Source organism: Methanofollis sp. W23 (genome assembly GCF_017875325.1).
Classification (GTDB): domain Archaea; phylum Halobacteriota; class Methanomicrobia; order Methanomicrobiales; family Methanofollaceae; genus Methanofollis.
Genome location: NZ_JAGGMN010000001.1, coordinates 439,164 through 464,850 on the forward strand (window position 1 = coordinate 439,164; position 25,687 = coordinate 464,850).

At 57.5% G+C, this 25,687-nt stretch carries 19 protein-coding genes; 9 read left to right on the forward strand and 10 right to left on the reverse strand.

Features of this window, described 5'->3' with window-relative positions:
- Window positions 1-41: 41 nt before the first annotated feature.
- On the reverse strand, window positions 42-410 hold the full coding sequence (locus J2129_RS01845; RefSeq protein ID WP_209629086.1) for a hypothetical protein: 369 nt from the start codon (window positions 408-410) through the stop codon (window positions 42-44).
- Between the two features lie 94 nt (window positions 411-504).
- The gene (locus J2129_RS01850; protein WP_209629088.1) at window positions 505-975 is read right to left on the reverse strand and encodes a peptidylprolyl isomerase; all 471 of its coding nucleotides are present in this window, start codon (window positions 973-975) and stop codon (window positions 505-507) included.
- Between the two features lie 471 nt (window positions 976-1,446).
- Here J2129_RS01850 and J2129_RS01855 point away from each other — a divergent pair, with 471 nt between their 5' ends.
- Complete coding sequence (locus tag J2129_RS01855; RefSeq protein WP_209629090.1) at window positions 1,447-1,773, forward strand: HEAT repeat domain-containing protein; 327 nt, start codon at window positions 1,447-1,449, stop codon at window positions 1,771-1,773.
- A gap of 625 nt (window positions 1,774-2,398) precedes the next feature.
- On the opposite strand, the gene J2129_RS01860 is transcribed toward J2129_RS01855, so the two are convergent.
- Genes J2129_RS01860 through J2129_RS01880 form a run of 5 tightly spaced genes read right to left on the reverse strand, consistent with a single transcriptional unit; the run spans window position 2,399 to window position 7,676 of the window.
- The gene (locus J2129_RS01860) at window positions 2,399-3,616 is read right to left on the reverse strand and encodes an ABC transporter substrate-binding protein (RefSeq protein ID WP_209629092.1); all 1,218 of its coding nucleotides are present in this window, start codon (window positions 3,614-3,616) and stop codon (window positions 2,399-2,401) included.
- 7 nt (window positions 3,617-3,623) lie between these two features.
- Window positions 3,624-4,877 carry an ABC transporter substrate-binding protein gene (locus tag J2129_RS01865; protein WP_348632277.1) on the reverse strand — a complete coding sequence of 418 codons (1,254 nt, stop codon included), beginning with the start codon at window positions 4,875-4,877 and terminating at the stop codon, window positions 3,624-3,626.
- The gene (locus J2129_RS01870; RefSeq protein ID WP_209629094.1) at window positions 4,868-5,713 is read right to left on the reverse strand and encodes a class I SAM-dependent methyltransferase; all 846 of its coding nucleotides are present in this window, start codon (window positions 5,711-5,713) and stop codon (window positions 4,868-4,870) included. Before J2129_RS01870 ends, J2129_RS01865 begins: the two co-directional genes overlap by 10 nt.
- Entirely contained in the window at window positions 5,710-6,600 is an 891-nt protein-coding gene (locus tag J2129_RS01875; RefSeq protein ID WP_245320541.1) for an ABC transporter ATP-binding protein, read from the reverse strand. The genes J2129_RS01870 and J2129_RS01875 overlap by 4 nt, the downstream gene beginning before the upstream one ends.
- On the reverse strand, window positions 6,597-7,676 hold the full coding sequence (locus J2129_RS01880) for an iron ABC transporter permease (RefSeq protein ID WP_209629096.1): 1,080 nt from the start codon (window positions 7,674-7,676) through the stop codon (window positions 6,597-6,599). The genes J2129_RS01875 and J2129_RS01880 overlap by 4 nt, the downstream gene beginning before the upstream one ends.
- Before the next feature lie 275 nt (window positions 7,677-7,951).
- On the opposite strand from J2129_RS01880, the gene J2129_RS01885 reads away from it, so the two are divergent.
- The 7 genes from J2129_RS01885 (at window position 7,952) to J2129_RS01915 (ending at window position 18,630) form a co-directional block, all read left to right on the forward strand.
- Complete coding sequence (locus J2129_RS01885; RefSeq protein ID WP_245320542.1) at window positions 7,952-9,046, forward strand: ABC transporter substrate-binding protein; 1,095 nt, start codon at window positions 7,952-7,954, stop codon at window positions 9,044-9,046.
- A 761-nt stretch (window positions 9,047-9,807) separates the two neighbouring features.
- A complete protein-coding gene (mutS, locus tag J2129_RS01890) occupies window positions 9,808-12,465 on the forward strand; it encodes a DNA mismatch repair protein MutS (RefSeq protein WP_209629100.1) in 2,658 nt (885 codons plus the stop codon).
- Window positions 12,462-14,252 carry a DNA mismatch repair endonuclease MutL gene (gene mutL, locus J2129_RS01895; RefSeq protein WP_209629102.1) on the forward strand — a complete coding sequence of 597 codons (1,791 nt, stop codon included), beginning with the start codon at window positions 12,462-12,464 and terminating at the stop codon, window positions 14,250-14,252. The genes mutS and mutL overlap by 4 nt, the downstream gene beginning before the upstream one ends.
- A gap of 322 nt (window positions 14,253-14,574) precedes the next feature.
- Entirely contained in the window at window positions 14,575-15,306 is a 732-nt protein-coding gene (locus J2129_RS01900) for a flavodoxin family protein (RefSeq protein ID WP_209629105.1), read from the forward strand.
- A 742-nt stretch (window positions 15,307-16,048) separates the two neighbouring features.
- Window positions 16,049-16,492 carry a hypothetical protein gene (locus tag J2129_RS01905; protein WP_209629107.1) on the forward strand — a complete coding sequence of 148 codons (444 nt, stop codon included), beginning with the start codon at window positions 16,049-16,051 and terminating at the stop codon, window positions 16,490-16,492.
- A gap of 117 nt (window positions 16,493-16,609) precedes the next feature.
- Window positions 16,610-17,599 (forward strand): PepSY domain-containing protein, encoded by a 990-nt coding sequence (locus tag J2129_RS01910; protein ID WP_209629109.1) that lies wholly within the window; start codon window positions 16,610-16,612, stop codon window positions 17,597-17,599.
- 11 nt (window positions 17,600-17,610) lie between these two features.
- Complete coding sequence (locus J2129_RS01915; RefSeq protein WP_209629110.1) at window positions 17,611-18,630, forward strand: ABC transporter permease; 1,020 nt, start codon at window positions 17,611-17,613, stop codon at window positions 18,628-18,630.
- A gap of 16 nt (window positions 18,631-18,646) precedes the next feature.
- On the opposite strand, the gene J2129_RS01920 is transcribed toward J2129_RS01915, so the two are convergent.
- Both J2129_RS01920 and J2129_RS01925 read right to left on the reverse strand, forming a co-directional pair.
- Window positions 18,647-19,630, reverse strand: coding sequence for a hypothetical protein (locus J2129_RS01920; protein ID WP_209629112.1), 984 nt, complete (start codon window positions 19,628-19,630; stop codon window positions 18,647-18,649).
- Between the two features lie 53 nt (window positions 19,631-19,683).
- The gene (locus J2129_RS01925; RefSeq protein ID WP_245320543.1) at window positions 19,684-20,571 is read right to left on the reverse strand and encodes a hypothetical protein; all 888 of its coding nucleotides are present in this window, start codon (window positions 20,569-20,571) and stop codon (window positions 19,684-19,686) included.
- Window positions 20,572-21,705: 1,134 nt separating this feature from the next.
- Here J2129_RS01925 and J2129_RS01930 point away from each other — a divergent pair.
- Window positions 21,706-24,168 (forward strand): CHAT domain-containing tetratricopeptide repeat protein, encoded by a 2,463-nt coding sequence (locus tag J2129_RS01930; protein ID WP_209629115.1) that lies wholly within the window; start codon window positions 21,706-21,708, stop codon window positions 24,166-24,168.
- A gap of 248 nt (window positions 24,169-24,416) precedes the next feature.
- On the opposite strand, the gene J2129_RS01935 is transcribed toward J2129_RS01930, so the two are convergent.
- On the reverse strand, window positions 24,417-25,361 hold the full coding sequence (locus tag J2129_RS01935) for an EF-Tu/IF-2/RF-3 family GTPase (RefSeq protein WP_209629117.1): 945 nt from the start codon (window positions 25,359-25,361) through the stop codon (window positions 24,417-24,419).
- Window positions 25,362-25,687: the final 326 nt, after the last annotated feature.

Here is a 25,687-nt window from a genome sequence, read left to right on the forward strand (position 1 = left end):
CGGCAAGTTCAACAAAAAGGATCGGGTCCGCACCCCGCCCCTCAACAATCCACGCCGCGCGCTCTCAGTTCCTCGGTCTTCTTCTGCGAACAGGTCTCGCACCGAAACTCAGGAGCGTGGTCGTCGGTCCTGTCGTAGTTGGCGGTCTTCACCAGGCGGTAACCCCGGCAGACCTTCCCGCAGTCCACGCACGCGATATTCTCCTTCACCTCCCACTGAGCGGCGAGCGCCTTCGAGGTGAAGATGAACCGGTCGACCCAGAAGAAGATGAGCCCGCCGATGAGGTTGGCGATGACGGTCGCAAGGAGAGGGTCCATCGTGGAGAGAAGGATGAGCACGCCGGCAAGGATCGGGGTGGAGAGTTGCCACCTGATCAGGTAGAGGCCGTAGCGCTTGAAATTGACGTCCATGTCTGTACTCAGGTACGAACCTGCGGGGATAAAACTGCGGATGGGGGTAGGGAGAGCCCTTGCGAAAAAGAGAGAAAAAACTGAGATGCCGGGTTTAGAGGACCTCGGCCTTCGTGATCCTGACCTCGGTGCGCGGCCGGTCCTGGCGGTCGGTCCGGGTTGTGCCGATGGCGTCGACGACCTCCAGACCCTCGACTATCTCACCAAAGACCGGGTGCATCTGGTTGAGATGGACGTTGTCCACGAGGTTGATGAAGAACTGGCTTCCCCCGGTGTTCGGGCCGGCATTCGCCATCGAGATGGTGCCGCGGTCGTTCCTGTTCGAGGGCGTGAACTCGTCAGGGATCACGTATCCAGGCCCGCCCATCCCGGTCCCGGTTGGGTCGCCACCCTGGATCATGAAGTTCGCGATGACGCGGTGGAAGATGACGCCGTCGTAAAATCCTTCTTTCACGAGTTTCTCGAAGTTCCCTGCGGTGATCGGCATGTCGCCATAAAGCTGGATGGTGATGTCGCCCATCGTCGTGTGGAGGACGACCTTTGCTCCTTCTGGATGATTTGCCATGTTAACTCCTCTCTGTTTCATGGCAGTGACACTTTATAGACCTTCCCGCGAGGCGGTCCATGAGGATTTTTCTTCTGGAGAGGAGGCGAGGGGAGGGCGTGCCGCCCCCTGGACCCCCCGCGACATGATAGGTCGAGGACGGCAGCACTCTCTCTATGAACATCTATTCTGCCTTCCCGGCTCAATCTTCTTCATCTCGGGGGTCTGGGGGCAGCGCCCCCGGCGCGATTCATGAGGAAGGCATGTCGATCCGGTTTTCCCCCACAGAAGAAAAAAGGCGGGAGATAGGATCTCATCTTCATGAAATCCGAATATCCTCCTCCTGGCCGGGTGGTCATCCCGGGAAGAGGCGGTCGGGAGTGTACCCGGAAAAATGTCATGCGATATTCACGGAGGCGCGTGCTCGATTCATGCCAGATTCTCCAGAGTCCAACAGGCAGGTTTTTGCCTGGCCGCGCCTATGGGAGGCATATGAGAGAGGAGGAGCGAGAACTGGTGGTGAGGGAGTTCCTCGGGAACCTCGACCACGAGAGACCTGAGTTCAGGTGGGGGGCGGCCGAAGCGCTCGGGCGGCTCGGGGATATGCGGGCGGTCGAGCCCCTGATCAGGGCGCTGGAGGACGACCCCGACCCCAGGGTGCGCAAGAAGGCGGCATGGGCCCTCGGCCAGCTCGGGGACCTCAGGGCGCAGCGCCCGCTTCTCGTGGCCCTCGGCGACCGGGACGACGACGTGCAGGAGATCGCCGGGGAGGCGCTGGAAGTGTTGAAACGGAAACTCCTTCTGCAGAGTGTGAGGTGATGAATACCGCTCATTACACGGGCTCAACCTCTGTCGCTACACCTCGCGAGAGCCCTCTCCTCTCTCCATGCATCAACACGGTCTGGGGACCTCCCCGAGGATGACCGCAAGAGGACAGAACAGATCCCACAACCCCCAGGGGTGTGCGCACCCCCTCGAATCAAAACATTCTTTTCAGAGATTCCGGCTCTGGAGAACCCCTCCCCTATCGTGTGGGGGAGACGTGTGTCCCTCGCCATCTCACCTCTTCATGCCGGAGGCGCTGCCCCCCGGTCGAGGCCAGGGCGTCGCACTCCAGGAAGGAAAGATTTCAGTTCAAGACGAGGGTCGGGCCTCAGGGAATTTTGGGACATGCTCATGGTTCAGGAATGATCGACTAGAACCTGGAGGATCGTCGCGCTGTGTGTGGTGTCGAAGTGGATCTCGTGCATGGTGATGTGGACGTAGGGGTAATTACAGACACACGCCTTGATGAGTGGCCTGACCTGCAGTGTGGAGAACCGGACAGTCGTGATACTCTGTGAATATCAGTGTGGTCCTGCCGGCGTGCGCAACGGATCTGCGCGAAAAAAGAGGAGACGAACCAGGGGAGATGGTTGCACCCAGTCTTCCATTTATTTCAGGCTCAGACGATCTCCAGGTACTCGAGCATCAGGGCATCGACAATGGAATCGGTCGTAGCCTCGTCAGTATCGTAGAGTTCGACGATGTATTCCCTGATCCAGGTCTCCAGGTCGACATCTGCACATCGGTCAGGATAGACCGCCTTTGCCATGATCATCATGTTGATCGGGAACTCGAGCCGCTCGGATTTGCAGGGCGTGGCCGCCAGAGCGTAGACCTCCCCCTCTTTAAGCGCCCTGAGGTCCTGGATGGTGTCATATTGTGTGTCCTCGTAGAGCTGCCGCGGCGGATGGTAGCCACTCCAGGTGCTGAGGATGATGACGTCTGGATCGAGGGCGAGCAACTGCTCTGCCGAGATCATATTTCTGCCCGATTCGGTGTAGGCACTCCTGACATGGACGACGTCCTCCATCATCCCCACCTCCGTGGTCCCTGAACCGAATGCGTATCCCGCTCCTCCTTTGTCCTTTGCATAGGTCGGGGCCCCGAAGTAGAGGACGCGTTTCTGTTCGGCCGGTGGGATGTCCTGTGTGCGGTCGTGGATAGAGGTAACCCGTGAATGGATCGTTTCCACGATCTCTTCTGCCCGGTCCTCTTTCCCGAAGACCGCACCAAGCACCCTGATCTCCTCGTACATCGTATCCACTGACGGGTGTTCATAACAGGAGGGATACTTCAGGACGACAACCGGGACCCCGGCAGACTCGAGCTGGTTCAGGAACCTCCCGGTGTTCTCTTCCTGTTCGCCGAGATCGCGAAGGATGACGAGGTCGGGGTTTAAGCCGGCGATTGTCTCCACATTGGGAGGACCATATGGCCCGCCAAACCCGCCGACATTGGTCAGACGGTCCAGTTCAGGATTGAGTATTTTTCCGATCCAGGTATTTACCGTGTAATCGGTGCCGTTCCAGACATATGTTCCTTTTATTATGGGTTTCTCGTAGATGCTCCCTCCCACGATACGGTCTTCCACCCCGAAGATGTACATCGTGGTGTCGATGAGGGACCTGGAGATGGTCACGACCCGTTGCGGATCGTCGGGGACCGTCACCTCGACGCCACGCATATCGGTGATGGTCTTCCACCTGTCTGCGTCGGTGTTCTCCGGCCCGGGCGTTCCCTCTCCGGCGGGGTGTGCCGTCGCAAGGAAGAGAGTGACGATGATCGCAACGCAGATGCACGCCGCGACACCGATGATCAGAACATTCTGCTTTTCCATAACTCATTCACTCGCAGGTCGGGCAGGTCTCGACGCACCAGTCCATCCACTGCGCCGACCGCAACGCCTCTGCGGTCTCGTCGTCCACGCCGTAGACGTTTTTGTAGAAGTCCAGCAGCCACTCGCCGAGATCGATGTCGGCGAAGCGGTCTGGATAGGCGGCCTTGGCGATCACCATCACGTCGATCGGGTACTCGAGACGCTTGGCGCAGTTGCAGGGCTCCCACGGGAACGATGAGACGCGCAAGTTTTTCACGGCCGAGAGTTCTGCGACATTCTGGTAGTAGGGCGCCGAGTAGAGTTCCTCAGGTGGGTGGTATCCCGAAGAGGTGCCGAGCACGATCACATCCGGGTCCAGGGCAAGGAGTTGCTCTGCCGAGACGACGACCGAATTTCCTGGTTCCTGGTAGGCGTTCTTTGCGTGGACAATCTCCTCGATAAAGTACGACTCGATGGTGTCGATCCCCTTCACATTTCCTGCCCCTCCATTTTTCCGGGAACTGGGCGAGGCACCGAAGACGAGAACGTCCGGTTTTTCATCTTCTGGAATGCCTATGGTTCGTTCAAATACTTGAGTGGTCTGGGATTCAAGATAGTCTGCAAGTTCGCCAGCCCTCTCTTCTTTTCCGAAGACCTCGCCGATGATCCTGATCTCGTCTGACATCGTCGAGAGGTCGGGGTCGTCATAGCACGGGTGTGCCTTGAGCACGACAACCGGGATCCCGAGATCTTCGATGGTCCGGATGGTCTTCTGCACCCCCTCGTCTTTCATCGAGCGAAGCGTGCATGACCCTGCCCGCAGGATGACCACGTCGGGGTCAAGCCCTGCCAGGGTCTCGTAATTGATGGCCGTACCTGATTTTCCGACAAGAGGTAGGTCCATGATCCAGGGGTTCAGGTAGGTGACAGGGTTCATCCCGTCTTTATACTCGTAGGTCTCCCCGCCACTGGTCTGAAAGGTGTAGTTGAAGTTTCTCTGGATGCACGACGATCCAACCCCGACGATCTTTTTCTCCTCTCCAAGAACAGTCATCACGCTCTCGATGAGGCCGTCGGAGACCGTGACGACGCGCCTGATCTCGGTCGGCACCTGCACCTCGACGCCGCGGGAGTCGACGACTGTCCGGTATTCGGTTTCGTCGCCGCTCAGGCCAGATGCATCTCCCGACTGTTCTGTACCCATACATCCCGCGGAGAGGATGAGCAGAAATGCCAGACACAGGACGACGGTCGCCCGGCCGCGCCTCCCGCTCACTGGCACCTGTTCACCTCCCACCAGAACTTCACCCGTGTGGTCATGCCCGAGTGGAGGAGCGTCCCGCCGTTCGTCGTGAGCGTCCTGGCGAGATAGTCTCTCAGCACCCTCTCCTGTGCGGGCGTCTCGACCCTGTACTGCGCTCTGAATTCGGCGACTGCTGTATCGAGGTCAGGGAAGGTGCGGGTGTGTGCCATCCGTGAGGTCTGGACATTCGGGCAGATCCCCATCGAATAGAGGACATTGAAGAGGACATCGGCCTTCGGTCCCTGGCGATATTCTGTCCCGTGGAGTGCCGGCCAGAGGTCGATCTGCGCCTGTTCCCAGGTCGTCGTGCCGGCAAACCAGTAGAGATACACCCATCGCGAGGAGACCTTGCACATCGCCTCGATCGCCGCCCTGATATCAGGCATCCCGAGCGAATACGACGCGACCACGACGTCGAACCGTCCGTCGAGATCGACGGCCGGGTCGAGATCTTCCCAGCGTTTTCGCACAACCGAGAGGTTTGTTAGCCCTTCTTTCTCGGCATATTCGGTCATCACCTCGGCCATCCCGTCTGCCGGTTCGACGGCGGTGACGTGAGCGGCGACACCTGCAAGCGGCACCGCCAGGGTTCCAGGCCCGGCCCCGATATCGAGCACCCGTGTGCCGGACTCGACCGGCAGGGTGGTGATGATGTTGAGGATCCGTTCTGGATTGTCCAGGGATCGATTCAAGAAATCCCGTGCTCTCTCCCGGGACTCCCAGATCGAGGCACATTCGTCGCTGCCGCGGCAGTGCAGATTTTCATTGTACAGTTCCTTCCAGACATCGTTCCAGTCAATTTTGTTGTGTTTCATTGAGATTCTCCATACTTTTGATAATTGTGCGGTACTGCATCCACATCAATACTCAACTGCATCTCAGCCCCCTCCACGCCAGGCACCCGGGCATCCCTGGTGCAGGGACGGTCGGTCACGCAGCGCGGCATCACCATCTGCACGCCGTCAAGCGTCCGGACGGAGCAGGCGTCCTCGTATATCGTCCTGAGCACCTCCTCTGAGATCACGCTGGCAGGTTCGCCCTCGGCCACGACGCGGCCATCCCCCACCACCACCACCCGGTCGCAGAACCAGGCGACATGGTTTGGGTCATGGCTGCAGGCGAGGATGGTCTTGCCGTCCTCGGCGATATCGCGCATGATCTCCCAGATGCGCATCTGGTTCTGGAAGTCCAGCGCGCTTGTCGGCTCGTCAAGGAAGAGTATCGGGGTGTCCTGCGCAATGGCGCGGGCCATCAGGACCATCTGGCGTTGCCCGCCTGAGAGGTGGTTGTACGGGCGGTCGGCAAGATCGGTGATGCCGAGGGCGGCAAGGGCGTCCATCGCGATCTCTTTGTCACGCCTCTTCACCCCGAAGAACCCCCCCAGGTGGGGTGTCCGGCCCATAAGGACGACTTCTCGCACAAGGTACGGGAAAGGGGGTTTGTGCTCCTGCGGCACGTAGGCCACGACCCGTGCGAGGTGCTCGATTGAGCGCTGCGAGATATCTTCGCCGCACATCTGCACCGTACCCTGTTCGGCACGCAAAAAGCGGAGGCAGCACTTGAACAGTGTGGTCTTCCCTGACCCGTTGGGGCCAAAAAGCCCGCAGAGTTCACCTTCTCCTACCGAGAAAGAGACCCCCGAGAGAACAGGGACATCTTCGTATTTGAAATGGATATCCTGGACACGTAACATCGCATTCATCCGAAGATCACCTTGCCCTTATGACGGAGCAGATAGCAGAGGTAGGGGGCGCCGAGGATGGAGGCCAGGATGCCGACCGGGATCTCTGCCGCGGTCAGCGTCCTGGCAAGGGTGTCGCAGATGATCAGGTAGCACCCTCCCATCATCATCGACGCAGGGATCACGAATCGGTTGTCAGGGCCGAGGATCATCCTGGAGGCGTGGGGCATCATGAGCCCGACCCATGCGATGATCCCGACGAGCGAGACGGCGAAGGCGGTGATGGCGGTGGCGAACGTGATGACCACGATCTTGTACTTTTCCGGGTTCACCCCGAGTGTCCGCGCCTCCTCGTCGCCCATGGAGAGGATGTTCAGTTTCCACCCGAGCGCCCAGAGAACAAAAAAACTCACGAGGACCACGGGGACAAAGAGGATTACGTCGTTCCATGTCGCGTAGTAAAACCCGCCCATCAGCCAGAAGACGATCTCCCTGAGTGCGGTGTCGTCCGCGATGTACTTGAGAAGCGAGACGAGGGCGGCAAAGATCGACCCGATGATGACGCCGGCGAGGATGAGGGTGATGACAGGGGTCTCACCGCGGACGCGGGCGAGGAAGTAGGCCATTGTCACTGCAAGGGCGCCGAAGGCGAACGCGGAGACCTGGATCGAAAAAAATATCGCGGGAAAGACGATTGCAAGTGCCGCCCCGAACGCTGCTCCCGACGAGACGCCGAGGATATAGGGTTCGACCAGGGGGTTTCGGAAGACGCCCTGAAAGACAGCGCCCGCAATGGCAAGCGCCCCGCCGACCGAGGCGGCGAGGAGAACTCTTGGTACGCGGATGTTCCAGATGATGGTGTTGTGCAGTTTGGGCAGGGCGGTCACGTCGCCGAGGGTGAGATGGACGAAGATCGTCTGGTACACGTCGGCGATCGTGAGGTCGTATGCCCCGGCGATGACGGCGATACACGCCGTCACAAAGAGGAGGATTGCGAGGGCCACAAGGACGGCGATCTTTCTCCCTTCGCCAAATCCTTCGACGTGATCATAGCCGAGATTGGTAAAAAACTGTTTGAAGCCTGTCGATTCTGTCATACGGTCTCCTCCTGTCTGTGCGGGCCAGTGTCTATTTCTTTTAATTTTGTAATAATTTTTGTGAACATTTAATCATCTTATTTTTAAAATTGTGACTATAGAACATATAAATAATATCATTTCGCGATAGTATTATGAAACGTAACCCGGGTGTTGTGGGACCAGCCTTTTTATTCATCACCCTACTCTGTGCGGCCCTTGTCTGCGGATGCACAGGAACGACTGCTGATATATCATCGACAGAAGATACCGCCGGTACACGGACAGTCACCGATATGCGCGGAGAGACGGTGGCACTCCCGACAACGATCGAGCGAGTCGTCGCCATCGACGACGGGTTCGTCGAGGGCATCATGTACCGGTTCGGGATGCAGGACAGGATTGTCGGTCTCGGCGGCGCCTGCTGCCAGAAGAACTATACCTATGCCTTCGAGACAACGGACGGCAGGACGCATGAGTACCGGAATGGTATGAACCCGGTCAGGTACCTCATACCAGGTCTTGCCGACCTCCCGGTGGTGGTCGAGAGCGGCACAGGGATCAACTATGAGACCCTCGCCTCCCTTGATCCCGACGTCGTCTTCCTCCGCATGGGGGCATCTTCGTTCAGGGCGGGGTCTGATGAAACCCTTGAGAAGACCATCCAGACGATCGATTCGCTCGGCATCCCGCTTGTCGTCCTTGTCGGCCCGCCATACCAGGAACGCCCGGACGTAGACCAGATCGGCGAGGAGATCCGGGTTGTTGGCGAGGTATTTTCTCGCCAGGAAGATGCCGATGCGCTCGCGTCCTATCTCGAAGGGCGGATTGCAGATATCCGTGCGCGCACAAAGGACATTCCTGAAGACGAAAAGACACGGATGATGCACCTTGGCCTCTCACCGAGAGCCCGGCAGGGCGGTGGTGCAGGGATGGCCTGGGGCGGAGATACGATCGAGTCATATTTCATCGAGGAGATCGCGCACGCAAAGAATGTGTATGAGGGTACAGGCGCATTTGTTGTTCTTTCGACAGAACAGATTCTTGCGCTCGATCCCGACGTCGTCGTTCTCCCGACGGCGCAGGGCTACCACCCGGCGAGTGAACTCTACACCGCCCCATATTACCAGAACCTGCAGGAGATCTCGGCGGTGAAGAATCAGCGCGTCTATGCTCTCCCCTGGACTCCTTACAACTGGGCAAAGCGTCTTGAGTATCCAGTTGAGGCGATGGTGATTGCAAAGGCCGCGTATCCCGAGCGTTTTGCGGACGTCAATCTTGGAGAGTGGACGCTCAACTTCTACCAGGAGGTCTATGGTGTCGACGAAGCGACGGCAAAAGAACTTAGATCGGTCCAGTGGCTTGATTGGACTGTGGAGGAGGGGTTCTAGACGATCCTCTCTCCTCTCTGAAATAGAAATCAGGATCTGATCTCTCTCGCGTGAGTGGGGGGTGGAGTATGGGAACCTCCTCTAAACAATTCTCCCCTCCCCCCACCTGCCCCCATCGCAGTCCCAGGGTTCTGGTGGAAACGAGCGATAGCGCGTTCGAGAAGATCTTTGATGTGTGAGCGGAGTGGAGATGAGAAACATGGAGTGTTTCGATGAGTCCCCAGACCCCTGGGATGACGATTGGGTCGGGGAGGCACACCCAATAGACATGGAGCATATCCCAAAACTCTCTAGGGTTGAAACTCTCCTCGACCGGGGTGCTTGCCGCCCCCCGGACCCCCCGCGTCATGATCGGTCGTGGACGGCAGCACTCTCTTTATGGTCATCGATTCTGCCTTCCCAACCCTATCGTACTCCCGGGGGTCCGGGGGCATCGCCCCCGGCGGGGGCGAGGGGGAAGGCGACGAATGCATGGGTGCGCGATGAAAAAGTTGGGATCTCTTCATTGTCATCCATCGCTCTCAATCGGTGAGGATGAGGGCCGGAGAGTTTTGGGATGACTTCATGAAGAAGGGACTGCGTACCCCGCACCATCTTGACACGGGGGATGTGTGGGAGCGCAGCCATCCCTCTGCAGAGGGAGTTACCGTGAGGAACTTTACAGAACCATGCAATAGAACCATTTTTGAGATCCAGGTGAAACCTGACCTTCACCTCCCTGAAAAAAACACCTTATAGATACACGGCCGATCTCATACAGGATGAAGGCGGCGAAGATGACCCCGGCCATGCGGCAGTTCTATGCGATGAAGGAAGAACACCCAGACTGCATCATTTTTTTCCGCATGGGGGACTTTTACGAGACATTTGGTCACGACGCCGAGGTGGTCGCCCGTGAGCTCGATATCGTGCTCACCTCGCGGGGCAAGGACAAGAACGGCGAGAAGATGCCCCTCGCCGGCGTCCCGTACCACTCGGCCGAGACCTATGTCTCCCGCCTTGTCGCACGTGGCCACCGGGTCGCGATCTGCGAGCAGCTCGAGGATCCCAGGAAGGCGAAGGGGATCGTGAAGCGCGGCGTGGTCCGGGTGGTCACGCCCGGCACGGTCATCGACGCCTCGATGATCGCCTCGCCCAGCGCCAGGTACCTGATGGCCCTCTCCCCTGACGGGAAGAGCGGGCGGTGGGGGCTGGCCTTCCTTGACATCTCGACAGGGGAGTTTTTCGTCGAAGAGGTCGGTGGCGACGCTCCCGGCGACGCTGACGCCGCCCCGGTCCTCTCAGAGGTGGAGCGCTACCACCCGCACGAGTGCATCACCGGCACCCCCCTCCCAGACGCCCTCACGACCCGCCTCTCCCATGCCGGGGTGCTCGTCACCCCGTACCGCCCCGAGGCCTTCGCCCCAGCCAGGGCCCGCTCGCTCCTCCTTGAGCACTTCGGGATCAGGTCGCTCGACTGCTTCGGGTGCGAAGGGATGAAGGCGGCCGTCGGGGCCGCCGGGGCGGCGCTCACCTATGCCACCGAGACCCAGTACAAGTCCCTCACCCACATCACGGGCCTTGCGGTCAGGGCCCCGGCCGACCGGATGGCCCTGGACGCGATCACGCTCAAAAACCTGGAGATCACCGAGACGATGCAGGGCGAAGGGAAAGAGGGGACGCTCCTCCACCTCCTCGACCGGACGGCGACCTCGATGGGGAGCAGGACGATGCGGCAGTTCCTGGTCAACCCCCTCCTCTCGCCTGCGGCGATCGACGCACGCCTCGACGCCGTGGAGTTCTTCTACCAGGACACCAGCCTCAGGAGCGATCTCCGCGACGTGCTCAAGGAGTGTGCCGACATCGAGCGGATCGCCGGGCGGATCGCCTACGGGAATGCCACGCCCCGCGACCTCGTCACCCTCAAGACCTCGGTCGAGACCCTCCCGACGGTCCGCACTCTCCTCGGCGGCGACCTCCCCGAACGGATCGCCGCCGCCCTCGGAGCGGTCTCAGACTTCTCGGCGGTGAGCGCCCTCCTCGGCCGGGCCATCGTCGACGACCCCCCGGCCAACACCAAGAACGGGGGGTTCATCAGGGACGGCTACTCGAAGGAACTCGACGAACTCAGGGAGGTCTCGGGCTCTGGCAAGACCTGGATCGCCAAGTTCCAGCAGCAGGAGCGGGAGCGGACCGGGATCAAGTCGCTGAAAGTGAAGTACAACCGGGTCTTTGGCTACTATATCGACGTGACCAAACCCAACCTCCACCTGGTCCCGCCAGAATACGAACGCCGGCAGACGACCGCAAACGGCGAGCGTTTCATCACCCCTGAACTCAAGGAGAAGGAGTCGCTGATCACCCATGCCGACGAGCGCCTCCTCAGCCTGGAAGCCGAACTCTTCGCCGCCCTCCTTGCAGAACTCAACGCCTATGTCCCGGCCTTCCAGGAGACGGCGCGGGCAATCGGGCTCCTCGACGTCTATGCCGCCCTCGCCGAGGTGGCGGTGAGGAACAATTACGTGCGCCCGACCCTCGACGACTCGGTGCGCACCGAGATCAGGGACGGGCGCCACCCGGTGGTCGAGGCGATGGTGCCTGGCACCTTTGTCCCAAACGACACCTGCCTCGACGGTGCGGGCGACCAGATCCTCATCCTCACCGGGGCGAACATGGCAGGCAAGTCCACGTATATGCGAGCGGTCGCCCTGATCACCGTGATGGCCCAGGTCGGGAGTTTCGTCCCGGCGGCCGACGCCTCGGTCGGGATCGTCGACCGGGTCTTTACGAGAGTGGGGGCCTCAGACGATCTGGCGAGCGGGCGGAGTACCTTTATGGTCGAGATGCAGGAACTCGCAAATATCCTGAACAACACCACCGACAGAAGCCTCATCGTCCTCGACGAGATCGGGAGGGGCACGAGCACGGTCGACGGCTACTCCATCGCAAAGGCGGTGCTCGAATATCTCCACGGGACCGGGGCGAAGGGGCCGCGGACCCTCTTTGCCACCCACTTCCACCGCCTCATCGAGGTGGAGAAGGAACTGAGGCGGGTGAAGAACTATCACTTCGCGGTGAAGGAGGCCGGGGGCGAGGTGGTCTTCCTCAGGAAGATCGTGCCTGGGGCGACCGACCGGAGTTATGGGATCCATGTCGCCCGCCTGGCCGGGGTGCCGCGGGCCGTCACCGAGCGGGCCGGGAGGGTGCTTGAAGAGACGGCGCAGGAGGTGAGGAGCGGGGGGAAGACGGCGCAGGCGCGTTCGGCCCAGATGTTCCTCTTCCCGCCGCAGGAGGGGGTCGCCCCGGCCCAGGCACCCCCCCAGGAGAGCCCGGTCCTCAGGGCGCTCCGCGACCTCGACCCTGACGCGATGACGCCGCGCTCGGCCCTCGAAAAACTCTACGAGTTGAGGGAGATGGCCAGGAAGGAGGGGTCGGCATGAATGTGGAGGACGCCACCATCCAGGTGCTCCCGACCGGGACGGTGAACCAGATCGCCGCCGGTGAGGTGGTGGAGCGCCCGGCTTCGGTGGTGAAGGAACTGGTGGAGAACGCCGTCGACGCCGGTGCAGGTCTGGTGCGGGTGGAGGTGACCTCCGACCGTCGGCAGGTCACGATCGTGCGGGTCGTCGACGACGGGGTCGGGATGGGCCGGGCCGATGCGGTGCTGGCGTTCAAGGAGCATGCGACCAGCAAGATCAGGGAGATCGAGGACCTCGACCGTCTCCACACCCTGGGGTTCAGGGGGGAGGCGCTTGCGAGCATCGCCTCGGTCGCGGAGGTGACCATCGTCACGAAACCGCGGGACCGCGGGGTCCTTGCCGGGACGCGGGTGCAGGTCAGGGGCGGGGGCGAACCCGAGGTCTCCGAGGTCGGGGCGCCTGACGGGACGAGCGTGGAGGTGAAAGACCTCTTCTTCAACACTCCCGCACGCCGAAAATTTCTCAAGACCCTCCATACCGAACTGGCTCATATCCATGGGGTCGTCGAGAAGACCGCTCTTGCCCATCCAGAGGTCGCCTTCCGCCTCCTCCACAATGGACGGGAGCGGATCGCCACCTATGCCGCCGACGACCTGAGAGAGACGGCGGGTGCCCTCTTTGGGACCGACCTTACCCGCGCCCTCGTGCAGGTGGGCGGCGGGAACCGGTTTGTGCGGGTCGGGGGTTTTGTCGCCCGCCCGTCGCATACGCGGGCCGACCAGTACCAGATCTTTCTCTCGGTCGACGGCCGTCCGGTCTATTCGACCGGGCTTGTGCGGGCGATCAAGGAGGGGTATGGGACGCTCCTCCCGGCGAACCGTTTTCCGGTGGTCTTTCTCGCCCTCACGACCGAAGAGGGCCTGGTGGACGCCAATGTCCACCCGACCAAGCGGCAGGTGCGCTTCACCCATGAGCGCGAGGTCTACGAGGCGGTGACCGGGGCGGTGCGGGCGGCGCTCCATGGCGAGGACCTCCTTGCCGGGGAGCAGGAGGCCGAACGCGTCACCCCGGCGCCGCACGCTCCGGCCCCTCTCCCATCCCGCATTCCCACCTCCGTCCCCGCCCCCGCCGTTCCCCGTCCTGGTGTCGGCGAGAGCCTTGCACACTATGCGAAGTCGGACCGCCGCCTCCGCCAGACCCAGCTCCCGCTCGCGGGTGCCGAGCGCAACCGCCTCCCTGAGGTCACGGTCCTCGGGCAGGTGGACGCCACCTATATCGTCGGCTCGACCGGCGGGCGCACCCTGGTGCTCATCGACCAGCACGCCGCTCACGAGCGGATCCTGTACGAGCAGGTGCTGGCAAAGCAGGCAGGCGGCCCAAAGACCCAGGAACTGATCGTCCCGGTGCTCATCACCTTCTCGCCGACAGAGGTCGAACTCGCCCGTGAGGCCCTCCCCACTCTTGCGGAGGAGGGCTTCGTCGTCGAGGAGTTCGGGCCCTCGACCTTCGCGGTGAACGCCATCCCGGTGGTCCTGGGCAAACTCGAGGAGCCAGAGGTGGTCCGCGACCTCGTCTCTGCCCTGGTGCGCGAGGCGCCTTCAGACCCGGTGGGGAGGCGTGAGGCGATCACCAGACGGGTGGCCTGCCGGGGTGCGATCAAGGGCGGCGACCCCCTCACCCACGAGCAGATGCAGCGGCTCGTCGAGCAACTGGCGCATACCGAGAATCCGTACACCTGCCCGCACGGGCGGCCAACGGTGATTTTATTTTCGCCTGACGAGATGGCGGCGATGTTCCGGCGGACGTGAGAGAGGCGGGTGTGCCACCCCCCGGTCCTCCGCCACACGATTGGTTGAAGACGTCACCCCTCTCTTCATGTCTATCGATTGAGCCGTCCCGGCCCAATCGCCATCCTGGGGGTCCGGGGGCAGCGCCCCCGGCCGATGGTGTTGGGAAGGCGAGATGGTCAGAACGTGCCGCCCAAGTTCGGAGAAATATTTCTGCTGTCTCGTGCCGGGGGGTTTCACCCCCCGGACCCCCCACGGACCAAAGATAGGTGGGGGCGGCGGTGGAGTGAATCACCCACAACTTTCTTACCCCCCATGACCCCATCCCGCTCAGGTGGCACCGATGAAAATCGTGGCATTCAACGGGAGTCCGAAGGCCGAGGAGAGCAGCACCCACGTCATGGTCGACGCCTTTCTCGAAGGGGCGGCAAGGGCGGGTGCCGAGGTGGAGAACGTCTTTCTCGCACAGAAAACGATCGGACACTGCCTGGGATGTTTTCAGTGCTGGGCGTCCCCGGCGGGGAAATGCGTCCTGAAAGACGACATGGAAGACCTGATCGAGCGTTACTCCGCCGCCGACCTCGTCGTCTTTGCGACGCCGCTTCACAACGACAACATCTCCAGTCACCTGAAGGTCTTCATCGATCGCCTCCTGCCGACCGGAGATCCTCATTTTATGGTGGACGAAGGAGGGGAGACGGTCCATCCGTCGAGGGGCGGCCGGAAGATCCCGAAGTTCGTAATGATCTCGAACTGCGGTTTTCCTGAGCAGAGTCATTTTCAGGTGCTCAGGCTGCTGACGAAACGGATGGCACGCAATTACAGGACTGAGTTCGTCGCCGAGATCTACCGCGGCGGCGGGCCCTGGCTGACCGAGCCGGCCGCCGCGGAGGCGGTCGAGGGGTACCGGGAGGTGGTGCAGGCGGCTGGAGAAGAGGTGGTGAGGGCCGGAAGGCTCTCCGAAGAGACACGAGAGCGCCTCGAACAACCCCTCATTCCGTCGCCAGATTTTCTTGAGTTCTACCGGGAGGGGGTCAACCGGTACTGGGACGACCTGTGGGGGAGGCAGGGATAGGGCCGGTGCACCCGCCCCCAGATCTCTTTATTTTAGGCTCTATTTTAGATTTCCAACGTTTTTATATGGGCGGAACAGGGCGCGTTCCGGCAAACGGTATTCTGGGGGATAAGGACTGATTCGCCGCCGGGAACCGCCCCTGTATCCGGCCGAGGATGCTTCTTCTGGCGGGAGATGATTCACATGGTCAGATGGGTGTGTCGAAGAGACGAGAGGCGGCGATAAAACGGGTGGAAATCGGGGGGAATTGGGGAGAGCAGGAATGCCTCTTGCGGCCGGAGTGCATGGGATCCAGGAGAGGAGATGGCGGCGTGGATATCTGTGCGGCGATCCGTCGCCCCCCTGGTGAGCGTTGGAAAGGAAGGCTACTTTCGCTATTGAGCAGAAGACGAAGAAGAGCGGACACTGGGGGGTCGTCTCTCTCAGATGAACAACAGATAGCATGGATCCCCCTTGGAGGAGGTGACCGGTCGCAACAGTGTATGGGCTTTTTACACCAAAGAAGAGGCTCTCATTATTCTGAGATGCATAGTACCGACACACAAACGATATATAACCATACAATTATACTTGTGGCTGAGGACACCTGAATAGGTGTCCCGTCGGGGTCGGCGAACTTGACAAGAGTACTTACCGACCCCAACGCTTCGCCCGGAGGCTATGGTGCTGTTTGGTCATCATCCTTGATAGCCATTGCGGTGCCGTGCCTTCGGGAGAGCATGTTTGAAAGAAGGTGCAGAACATGAAAACAAAATGTGGAATCGGTATTGTGCTTGCAGGACTGCTGCTTACCAGTCTTGCGTTCATGCCGGTCAGTGCAAATGAGGGAATTATTCCTTCAGAAAATGCTCTCTCAGAACAAGTTATGGGAGGAGACGACTTCCTTAGTTGCTATGGATACCTCAAAGGAGAACAGTACTGGATCCGATTTGGAGGTTGGGCACAGTCATATAGCATCGCAGGACGTATGCATATCGCCGTTTATCTCTATGACTATAATTCCGGGGAAAAAATGACGCACACTGCCAATTCAGGGCAAGGTGTTGACTACCTTGAGCCACAGGAGAACCTAGAACTCCATCCTCCTACTGGAGATTACTACGTCTACGCGGAAGCATGGACTGTAGCTCCATCCCATGACGCGGATTACACCTCAAGTAAAATGCGCTACGTCTATAATCCCTGAGTCTTGTTGATTGAACAACAGAAGAGGGTCTAAAAACCTTTTTGGATAGAGACTGAAGGTAGGGAGAGGTTTTCTCTGCCCTCCCTCAGAAAATCCACATAAATTTTGGTTGATACGATGTACAAAAAGTTATTCAGTTCATTTTTAATTATTCTTGCAGTATTCATCATATTCATATGGTTCTCCAGCCCCTGGCAGGCCGATCCCGTCCAGCAAGGTCCTTCTCCCTCTCCCTCACCAACCCCTCCAGAGACGACCAGCCCGGCGACGACTATCGCCACAGAGATCACCGAAGAAGAGGCGAAGGCCATCGCCGTCGACGCCTTCCCTGAGATCGTCGGTCCTGACACGGCGAAGGTCAGGTTCGAGCAGATGAACGACGCACTTGGGGAACGACGATCATGGGAAGTCGATGACTACAGCGCCGACCTCAATGTCGAGGGTGCGAGACATGCCCAGGTCTGGGTAGATGCGGCCACCGGCGAGATCATGGAGTTTGCTATCCATACCGGTAAAAAGGGGCGGCCAGATGAACCTGTCCTCAGCGAGGAAGAAGCATGCGCATGTGCCGATGAATTCTTTCAGGGAAGAGAGGAGGGTGCTGTCCTTGAACGGCGGCCCGATGTATCCTACATGACCTACACCAGCCGACTGGAAGGCAGCAAGGAAGTGGCCGGGTTTTATGGGGTCCGATATGCCCGCCTTGTCAGGGGAGTGCCGTGCAGCGGCGACGGGTGTGATCTTGAGGTTGACGCCGTCAACGGAGAGACGAGGCGGTTCTGCAAGACCTGGGCACTCGACGAAGACCGCTGCCGTGCCGATACCACTCCTTCGATACAGGCAGAAGAGGCGGAGGAACATTTCAGGGCATATCTCACCGAGACCTACGGCGACCTGCCTGGGCTCACCATCCATGCCACGCTCCTGAAGTGGGCTGACCGTCCTCTCTGGACCAAAGACCCGTCCACCCCCGTACCTCTCGGGTGGGAGGTCACCTTCGACAACGACCACTACCGCTCGCTCACATGGCCGCGAAACGCCACAGCCTGGGTCGACGCCCACACTGGCGAAGTCTTTGCCTGCGACTATCGCCCTGACCTTACCTGAAGGAGGAGACTATGGAGAGCAGACGGATCTTCATCATCGCCGGGAAAGAATTTGCCGAGACCCTCAGGGGTCGGCGTTTCCTGATGGTGCTCGGGATATTCCTGATCATCGCCTTCATCGGCACCCTGCAGGGCATCCAGAGTTACACCGCCGACCTCGACCACTACACCCAGGCCCTGACCATGGGTGCGGAGTCGATCTCGCCCCTCTGGCAGGTGCGGCCAACGCTCCTGGACGTCTTTTACCAGATGGGCGAGATGGTCGCGGTCCTGGGGGCGGTGCTCGGGATCGCCGTGGGATTTGATCTCATCTCAGGCGAGAGAGAGGAGAAGTCGCTGAAGATCCTCCTCTCCCACCCGGTCTACCGCGACGAGGTGATCACCGGCAAGGCACTTGGCGGGATGGCGGTCCTCACCCTCTCGGCCGTGACCGCCCTGCTCATCACCCTTGCCGTCCTCCTCCTCTCTGGCCACATGCCTCTTCTCGGCGAGTGGGGGCTGATTTTTCTCTTCGGTGCCGTCTCTCTCCTCTACCTCGTCGGGTGCTTTGCGATCGCTCTGGCGATGTCGACGGTTGCACGCCGGAGCGGCGAGGCGCTGATGTACAGTCTGGTCTGTTTTTTCTTCCTCTCCCTCGTGATGCCGGCCGCCGGGCTCGTCGTCGCCGATGCCATCGTCGGCGAGGCACCTGAGAGGATGCCCGCCGGTGGCGATCTCGACGACTGGTACGACTACCAGGAGAGATGGGAGGCATGGGAGCACCGCACCGAACTGCGGGCGGCCGTCCTCTCGACCGGGCAACTCTTCTCGCCCGAGCAGAACTTCCATGCGATCAGCCAGGCGATCACCCAGCCCCAAAAATATCTGATCATGCGCGGGCAGGCTGACGATCCCTGGTATCGCCCCGACGAGGAGCCTGACTATGGTGTGGTGCTCGGCTACCTCTGGCAGAACGTCGTCGCGCTCCTCCTCATCCCGGCAATCTTTTTTGGGTTTGCCTATGTGCGGTTCCTGAGGATCGACTTGAGATGAGGCACCATGGTCCCTCTCATCCAGATCGGTTTTTGACTTTACCTCCCAGGGCCAGCACGCCGCAGACGATGACCCCGGCGAGGACAAAGACAAAGAGGGGGTGGGCGGGGACCAGGATGGAGAGGTCAGGATGCCCGGTGAGTCCAAGGAATACATCGACGACCTTGATCGATGCCGTCCCCAGCAGGATCCCGACCGTCGGGGTGAACCTGGAGAACCTGAGAGATGCTGCGGCTTCGAGGCCCGCCACCATCCCGAGCGCGAGGACGGTCTGCGAGAGCAGCAGGACGAGGAACGGTGTGTCGTAGGCGGTGACGATGCTCCCGGCATAGGCAAGAAGAGTCGAGACCGTGAATGCGAGCAGGAGCGGGAACGAGAGCGCGAACACGGGGTGGCGGATGGACTTTGCCAGGTGCCGTCCGGCGGCGGCGAGGGCGGCGATGAAGAAGCAGTCGGCGACGTACAGCACCGGTGCGAGGACCACGACCGCGTTCATCCACCCGATCTTCGAGAAAAAGTCGGGGTAGTCTTCCCTTATCTGGCCGATGAAGAGGACGAATCCGCAGATCGAGGCGGCGACGAGGAGGTATGCCAGGTAGGTCGTGAGGAGGTCCAGCGAGAAGAAGAAGGTGCCGACGGCCTCCGGGGCAGGCGGGGCGTTGAACTCAGTCGCAAACCCTTGCAGGAAAAAGAAGAGGACCGAGGCGCAGGAGACGGTTGAGGCCAGAAGATATTTTTTGTGGTCTGTGAACTTCTCCATGACGAGGGGGAGGGGTGTCATGATGCCGAGCACCTGCACGGCGACGATCGTGAGGGTGCCGGGCAGTGCCTCGGGGGCGGCGATCTGGAACTGGTAGTAGTGCGGTATGATGAGCGCAAGGGCAAGGGCGAGGAGGGCGGGCGTGAGGGCACGGAGGAGAGCGGAGGGCAGTCTCTCGAAGAGCCAGTACAGGACCGGCGGGGCGAGGAGGAATCCAATGAGAATGATAAAACCGATCATATTTTATACAGGAGTTCATCCTCGTCTCTTTACAAAATGGTTGTGATCTCTTCTCAATACACTCCTTCTCCGGTGATCAGGACGCCTCTCACCGGGTACGTCCCATTGCATGCCCCCTGAAATTCGTGCCTGATCCTCTGCCAGTACGAGTTCGACTGCCACCCAAGCACCCACCACTGGTTGGTCCCCTGAAATTCGGTGGAGATGCTGAGGACGTTCTCGTCGTCGGCCTCATAGGTGAGGATGAACGGCACCTCGACGAAACATCCGGAAGATCCTTCGCTCAGGTAGTAGTCGTCATCCATGCCCCCCTCAGCCCTGCTGAAATTCTCGGTGATCTGGTAGGGCATGAAGAGGGGTTCGTGGCCGAGCGGCGTCCTGGTATCGATCTCATGGTCGACCGCGGTGTCGAGCATATGCAGTTCCATCTCGACCGGCACCGGCGTCTCCTCTGAGTAGTGGTCAGCGTAGATATGCGTCGGTTGGGGGAGGTCGGATTCGTTCTCGCCCGGCATGATCGGGATCGGTTCGATCCGGTTGGTGTAGAGCGGGGTGATCCGGTCGGCTGAGATATTCAGCATCGGCACCCCGTTCACCTCCTCGATCTCGACCGAGATCTTCTCAGTGTCGAAGTTTTCAAAACTGGTGCGGGAGAGGTTGACGACCGTCGTGTTCTCTCCGGTGGTCGCGTTGTAGTAGGAGGGGAGGGGGATCAGGAGGGTCGCGTTCTCCAGCGGGCCGGTGGTCGAGAGTTCGAGGTCGTAGTCGTAGACCGCCTGTGAAGTTTCCGGTGCGGTGAGACTGAAGTAGCCAAGGACCAGTACAAAGGAGACGACCAGAGCGGCGACGAGGATGACGAGGGCGAGAGCGATTTTTGTTGCGATGTTTGGGAGGCTTCCCATGGGGAGTTCGTTGACGGTGGGAGATATATGGATGATCATGTATTGTCTGGGTTGCAATGGGATCGTGAGGACCTCGGGTTCTGCCATCCCTGCCTCTATCGTGAGGGGGAAAGTGAGCGATCAAAGTGGCCGCCCCCCGGTCCCCCCGTGCGAGCGATAGGCGGTGCGGCAGTACGCTCTTCAGGGCCATAGATTGTGCCTTCCCGGCCCTATCTTCATCCCGGGGGTCCGGGGTGCTAGCCCCCGGCATGGTGGTGGGGAAGGCGTGATAGAATGATCAGCCGTGCCGCCCCCCATCACAGGATCTTCACCCCCATCTCGCGCCGGGGGGTTGCACCCCCCGGACCCCCCATGGACCGAAGATAGGTGGGGGCGGCGGTGGAGTGAGGTCTCCATCAAGTCTCCAGTCTTGAAAAGAGAGAGAGAGTGCGTGCTCTCGCCTCATGAAAAATTACCATGAAAACGATCTAGGCGATCCTCTCTTCAGGTTTGCATGAGAGTTTGAACTCGCCATATCCCGTTGAAGCCGATACACAGAGGATAGAAAATTCTTCAGATGGATCGGCCGCCCCCAATCGTCGAGATTTCCCTGCCATCTCGCGCCGGGGGGTTTCACCCCCCGGACCCCCCCCACGGACAGAAGATAGGCAGGGGCGGCGATAGAACAGGATCCACACCGATTCCCCTATCTTGAAAAGAGAAAGAGAGAGCACGTGACGAGAAATTTTCATCGCGTATGCCTGAGGCGTGCTTTCCCCTCATGCAAAATTCTAGAGAGCCCGGAAATATGAAAAAAAAAGTTCCGTGAAGGTTGGACGGATCCTGACCATCATGAAGAGGTCTGTCATAAACCTCTCCCGAACACACACCGGCGATACGGCGGTAACGTGCCGGTGTCGGGTTCGAGGTCTTTATTCCCGGAGGAGCAGAGGAGTCTGCTCATGCCGGATATTTCGCCACATCACTGTGGCATGAATGATCATGATACGATACCAGGGATAAATCTGGCCCGTGCGGTGTGAAAGTGATCTCCTCTCCGCGTTATAATAAACCGACCGTTTTCACAATCTGCAATTTGGATATTTGGACGTTATTGGGCGAGTCCTATTAATGTAATATAAATAATACTGCTGATTAAAATGGAAGTTGAATTGGAGCATTAAAATGATACTTATGAATCCCGAAATTAACAAATTACTGGAAAATGCAATCAAATATCAAAACAATGGATCCGAGACTGAGGCATATGATTACTTCAATGAAGCTTGCCGTCAAGCAGAACAAGTATATGGTGTAGATCACCCCTGTTATGCGATAGCACTTGGCTATTTTGGACTGTTTCTTTACAAAAGTAAACAGGATAGAAATTCGATTCAATACTGCGAATCTGCAAGAGAGATAATGGAAAAGGCAGGAGAGGTAGATTCACAAGAATACAGAACGCTCTTAAATAATCTTGTGAATATCTACTCATCTCTTGGATTAAAATCAAAAGCGCGTTCTATATACACATCTATTTTGAAAATAGAATCTAAAGAAAAAAAAGATTCAAACTATGCAAAAACATTGGTCAATCGCGGCTCCATCCATCGAGAGATGGGCAGATATCATGAAGCACTGAACGATCTCAAAGAAGCAAAAAAAATCTATGAAGACAATGGAAAAACAAGAACTTCAGATTATGCTGCTATGCTTAATCATATCGGCCTTTATTATATTGAATTGCAAAATTATAATGGATCAATCAATTATTTTAACAAAGCACTTATTCTGTTGAAAGAAATCGGACTGGAAAACGGACCGGATTACCTTCCAATATTGAATAACATTGCCTTAGCACATCAGAAAAAGGGTGATTATGAGAAGTCAATTGAGATCTATACAGATGTTTTGAACTTATTCCGATCGAAGTTTGGTGAAAACCATATTGACATTACAAATATTTACGATAATCTATCTGGGATTTACATCAAATGTAATAATTACGAAAAAGCATTTGAATTGATTATTAAATCATCAAAGATAAATGAGAAATATCTGGATGATTTTGCTGGTTTTCTATCTGATACTGAACTTTCGGGCCCCATTAACCAATTCCAGTTGCATGTCCACATATTGTTTTCACTCCTTCAGCAATGGAAAAATCCACCACAAAAATGCATAAATTTTGCATTCAACGTAATTTTTCGGCGAAAAGCATTTGTTATGGACTCTTATATTTACCGAAGACGAATGACATCTCTTAAGTGTGATGAGGGGATCAAAAATGATCTTGGTCGATTAACATCTACGAAATATGAAATTGCTCGGATGATAAATACTCAACCTCAAGATATCGAAAATTTTGAAGAATTCAAAAATAAACTGTACCAACTTGAAAATGAATGCAAAATATTGGAGCGAAATATTGCATATCAGATTCCAGATTCATATTTAGAAAATATTAAAGATATTGAGGGGAATGAAGCGATCAGAGCGCAATTGCCTCCAAATTCAGCAGTTATTGAATTCATAAGGTACAACTCTATTAATTTGAAGAAAAAAACTCCACATATACCCAAACCAAGATATGCTGTATTTATCCTGACAAGCGACGCAGATATTCAATTTGTGGATCTAGGATCTGCTCTTGAGATCGAGAATCTCATTAAAAAAACAATTTCTGAGATTGGAGAAGGAGAACTAATCTTTCCGACTCTTGAAAGATTGAGTGATAGAATATTATCTCCTATATCGTCTGCAATAGATCAGAAACAACACTTGTTCGTCATCCCTGATGCTTCATTAAATTTACTGCCAATTGGCATCTTAGTAAGTGATGGGAAATATTTGATTGAGAAAACTCGAATCACATATCTTACGTCTTCACGAGATCTGCTCAAAAACAAGGCGTGTGAGCCACAAAATCAAACAAATCCAATTATAATAGCAGACCCAGATTACGACTTAGTTGACAAAGATGACCATTCGAACCTAATATCCACAGTAGATGATCAAAGAATTTTTTCCGAGCCTCTGAAACAGTTTGAGAGACTCGAAGGGACAAGAGTCGAAGGGAAAAAAATACACAGCATCATTGGAGGTGAACTTTGGCTGGATGCAAATGCTCTCGAATCAAAATTAAAAAATCTTCATTCACCAAAGATTCTTCACATAGCATCACATGGATATTATCTGCCTGAAAACCAAAAAAATAATTCACATTCTCTTTTTCGATGTAGTTTTGTCCTCGCAGGAGTGAATTCATTCATTCATGGTCTGCCTCTTCCAACAGAAGCAGAAGATGGAATTGTAAATGCATATGAGGTTGCCGAGTTGGACCTAAAATCAACAGATATGGTGGTTCTATCCGCATGTGAAACAGGCCTTGGAGATAGTCTCGCTGGTGAAGGGGTGTTTGGTTTTCGTCGATCATTTGCATTAGCAGGGGCAAAGACACTTGTCATAAGTTTATGGTCAATACCAGATGAAGAAACAAAAGAATTAATGGTTTCATTTTATTCTAATCTAAAGGCTGGAATGGAGAGAGCTGAAGCGTTGCAAAAAGCACAGTTGTCAGTAAAAACAAACCATTCTAACCCCTATTATTGGGGTGCGTTTATCTTGCAAGGAGTATCTGATAAGATACTTTGGTGAGTTAATATTCTCTGCGTTTTGTATCAAGGAAGTGTATCTCTGTGATCTACTTAGCCCGACATTCCCCTTCAGGGATGGAAAGATATCCCCTCTAGGATGAAGTAGAAATCTCACACGATCTATGCAAATCAAAGATCCCTTGAAGATTTTTGATTGTCTTCATCTCCCTCCGTTTGCTCCTACTCAGACAGATACTCAAGATCCATCCAGAGAAAGAACACTCTCCCTCCCCCCCCAAAAAAAAAAGATTACTCCAGAGTGATCGTCCCTGCCACCCGCAGACTCCCACCCTCGAGATAGGTCACGACCGCCTTCGAACCAGCCTTAAAGACCAACTCCTTCTCCAGTTCGACGGTGACCGTCGCCCCCTCCACGGCGACGACGCGTGACGGCAAATACTGCACCCAGTGCCCGAGATGGAGGACCATCCCCTCGGTGATGGGGGTCTTCCAGAAGGGGACGAGGTCGAGGGTGCCGGTGAGCGTGGTCTCGCACCTGAGCGTGGGGTCGTCGGAGAGGACATACCCCCGGTCAAAGTCCTCCTCATCGACGTTCTTGAGAGCGATGCCGGCGCGGTCGCCGACACTCGCCTCGTCGAAGTCGTCGTCGTGCTTCTGGATGGACCTGACCAGGGCCTTCTTCTCGGTCGGGAAGACCCGCAGTTCGTCGTGCTTCCTGAGCGTGCCGTCGGCGACGGTGCCGAGGACCACGGTCCCGATCCCCCTGACATTGAAGAAGTGGTCGATGGGGACGATGCAGGTCTCTTTTGTTTCGGCGTCGGCATGGGCGCTCGCCGCCTCGTCGAGGAGACGCTCCCTGAGCACGATGGGGTCGTCCTCCACGCACTCGTAATTTTCGAGGGCGGTGCCCTTCAGGAGCGGGGTGACCTGCTCGGGGGCGATGTAGTTTCGCAGGACTATAAAGCCGCGGGGCACCCCGGCCGCCTGGAGCATCAGCAGGCACTCCCCGAAGGTGGCGTCGAGCTGGTCCACCACAACGACCGCCGCGTCGGCCATCGAGACCGCATAAAAGAGCGGGGCAAGACGGTCGGGATATCTGGTCGGCTCGATGAACGTGAGTGTAGCGGTGCCTTTCTTGAGGTTATAGAAGGTGATATCGGTGCTTGTCCCCTTTTTGCCCAGGTTCTTCGCATACCCAGTGGGACCAAGCACTGCAACCGTGAGGTTTGCCATAGATAGATGTTGGCAGGAGAACGGCATAATGGTTCTCCGCGGGGCAACCGCCGGGGTCCCTGGGTTTTGTTCGAGGCGTACAGGGGACGATCAGATCCTCGCATGGCGGCTCAAAAGGACGATGCCTCGGTCGAAAGAAGATCTCAGGCATATTGGTCGCGAGAGTGGGCTCTTTAGAATCATATATGGGCCGGGATCACGCCTCACGCCTACGAGATGAACATTTCTCGTCGCGTGTTTTCTCTCTTTTCAAGACTGGAGAATCGGTAGAGACCGTGTTCAATCCGCCGTTCCCCCCAGCGAGAAAATGGAGGAAGGCCGTTGAA

Bases quoted from the DNA above. Each gene is read 5' to 3' on its own strand.
- J2129_RS01845 (WP_209629086.1), bottom strand. From the start codon at position 410: ATGGACGTCAATTTCAAGCGCTACGGCCTCTACCTGATCAGGTGGCAA.
- J2129_RS01850 (WP_209629088.1), bottom strand. From the start codon at position 975: ATGGCAAATCATCCAGAAGGAGCAAAGGTCGTCCTCCACACGACGATG.
- J2129_RS01855 (WP_209629090.1), top strand. From the start codon at position 1,447: ATGAGAGAGGAGGAGCGAGAACTGGTGGTGAGGGAGTTCCTCGGGAAC.
- J2129_RS01860 (WP_209629092.1), bottom strand. From the start codon at position 3,616: ATGGAAAAGCAGAATGTTCTGATCATCGGTGTCGCGGCGTGCATCTGC.
- J2129_RS01870 (WP_209629094.1), bottom strand. From the start codon at position 5,713: ATGAAACACAACAAAATTGACTGGAACGATGTCTGGAAGGAACTGTAC.
- J2129_RS01875 (WP_245320541.1), bottom strand. From the start codon at position 6,600: ATGAATGCGATGTTACGTGTCCAGGATATCCATTTCAAATACGAAGAT.
- J2129_RS01880 (WP_209629096.1), bottom strand. From the start codon at position 7,676: ATGACAGAATCGACAGGCTTCAAACAGTTTTTTACCAATCTCGGCTAT.
- J2129_RS01885 (WP_245320542.1), top strand. From the start codon at position 7,952: ATGCGCGGAGAGACGGTGGCACTCCCGACAACGATCGAGCGAGTCGTC.
- mutS (WP_209629100.1), top strand. From the start codon at position 9,808: ATGAAGGCGGCGAAGATGACCCCGGCCATGCGGCAGTTCTATGCGATG.
- mutL (WP_209629102.1), top strand. From the start codon at position 12,462: ATGAATGTGGAGGACGCCACCATCCAGGTGCTCCCGACCGGGACGGTG.
- J2129_RS01900 (WP_209629105.1), top strand. From the start codon at position 14,575: ATGAAAATCGTGGCATTCAACGGGAGTCCGAAGGCCGAGGAGAGCAGC.
- J2129_RS01905 (WP_209629107.1), top strand. From the start codon at position 16,049: ATGAAAACAAAATGTGGAATCGGTATTGTGCTTGCAGGACTGCTGCTT.
- J2129_RS01910 (WP_209629109.1), top strand. From the start codon at position 16,610: ATGTACAAAAAGTTATTCAGTTCATTTTTAATTATTCTTGCAGTATTC.
- J2129_RS01915 (WP_209629110.1), top strand. From the start codon at position 17,611: ATGGAGAGCAGACGGATCTTCATCATCGCCGGGAAAGAATTTGCCGAG.
- J2129_RS01920 (WP_209629112.1), bottom strand. From the start codon at position 19,630: ATGATCGGTTTTATCATTCTCATTGGATTCCTCCTCGCCCCGCCGGTC.
- J2129_RS01925 (WP_245320543.1), bottom strand. From the start codon at position 20,571: ATGATCATCCATATATCTCCCACCGTCAACGAACTCCCCATGGGAAGC.
- J2129_RS01930 (WP_209629115.1), top strand. From the start codon at position 21,706: ATGAATCCCGAAATTAACAAATTACTGGAAAATGCAATCAAATATCAA.
- J2129_RS01935 (WP_209629117.1), bottom strand. From the start codon at position 25,361: ATGGCAAACCTCACGGTTGCAGTGCTTGGTCCCACTGGGTATGCGAAG.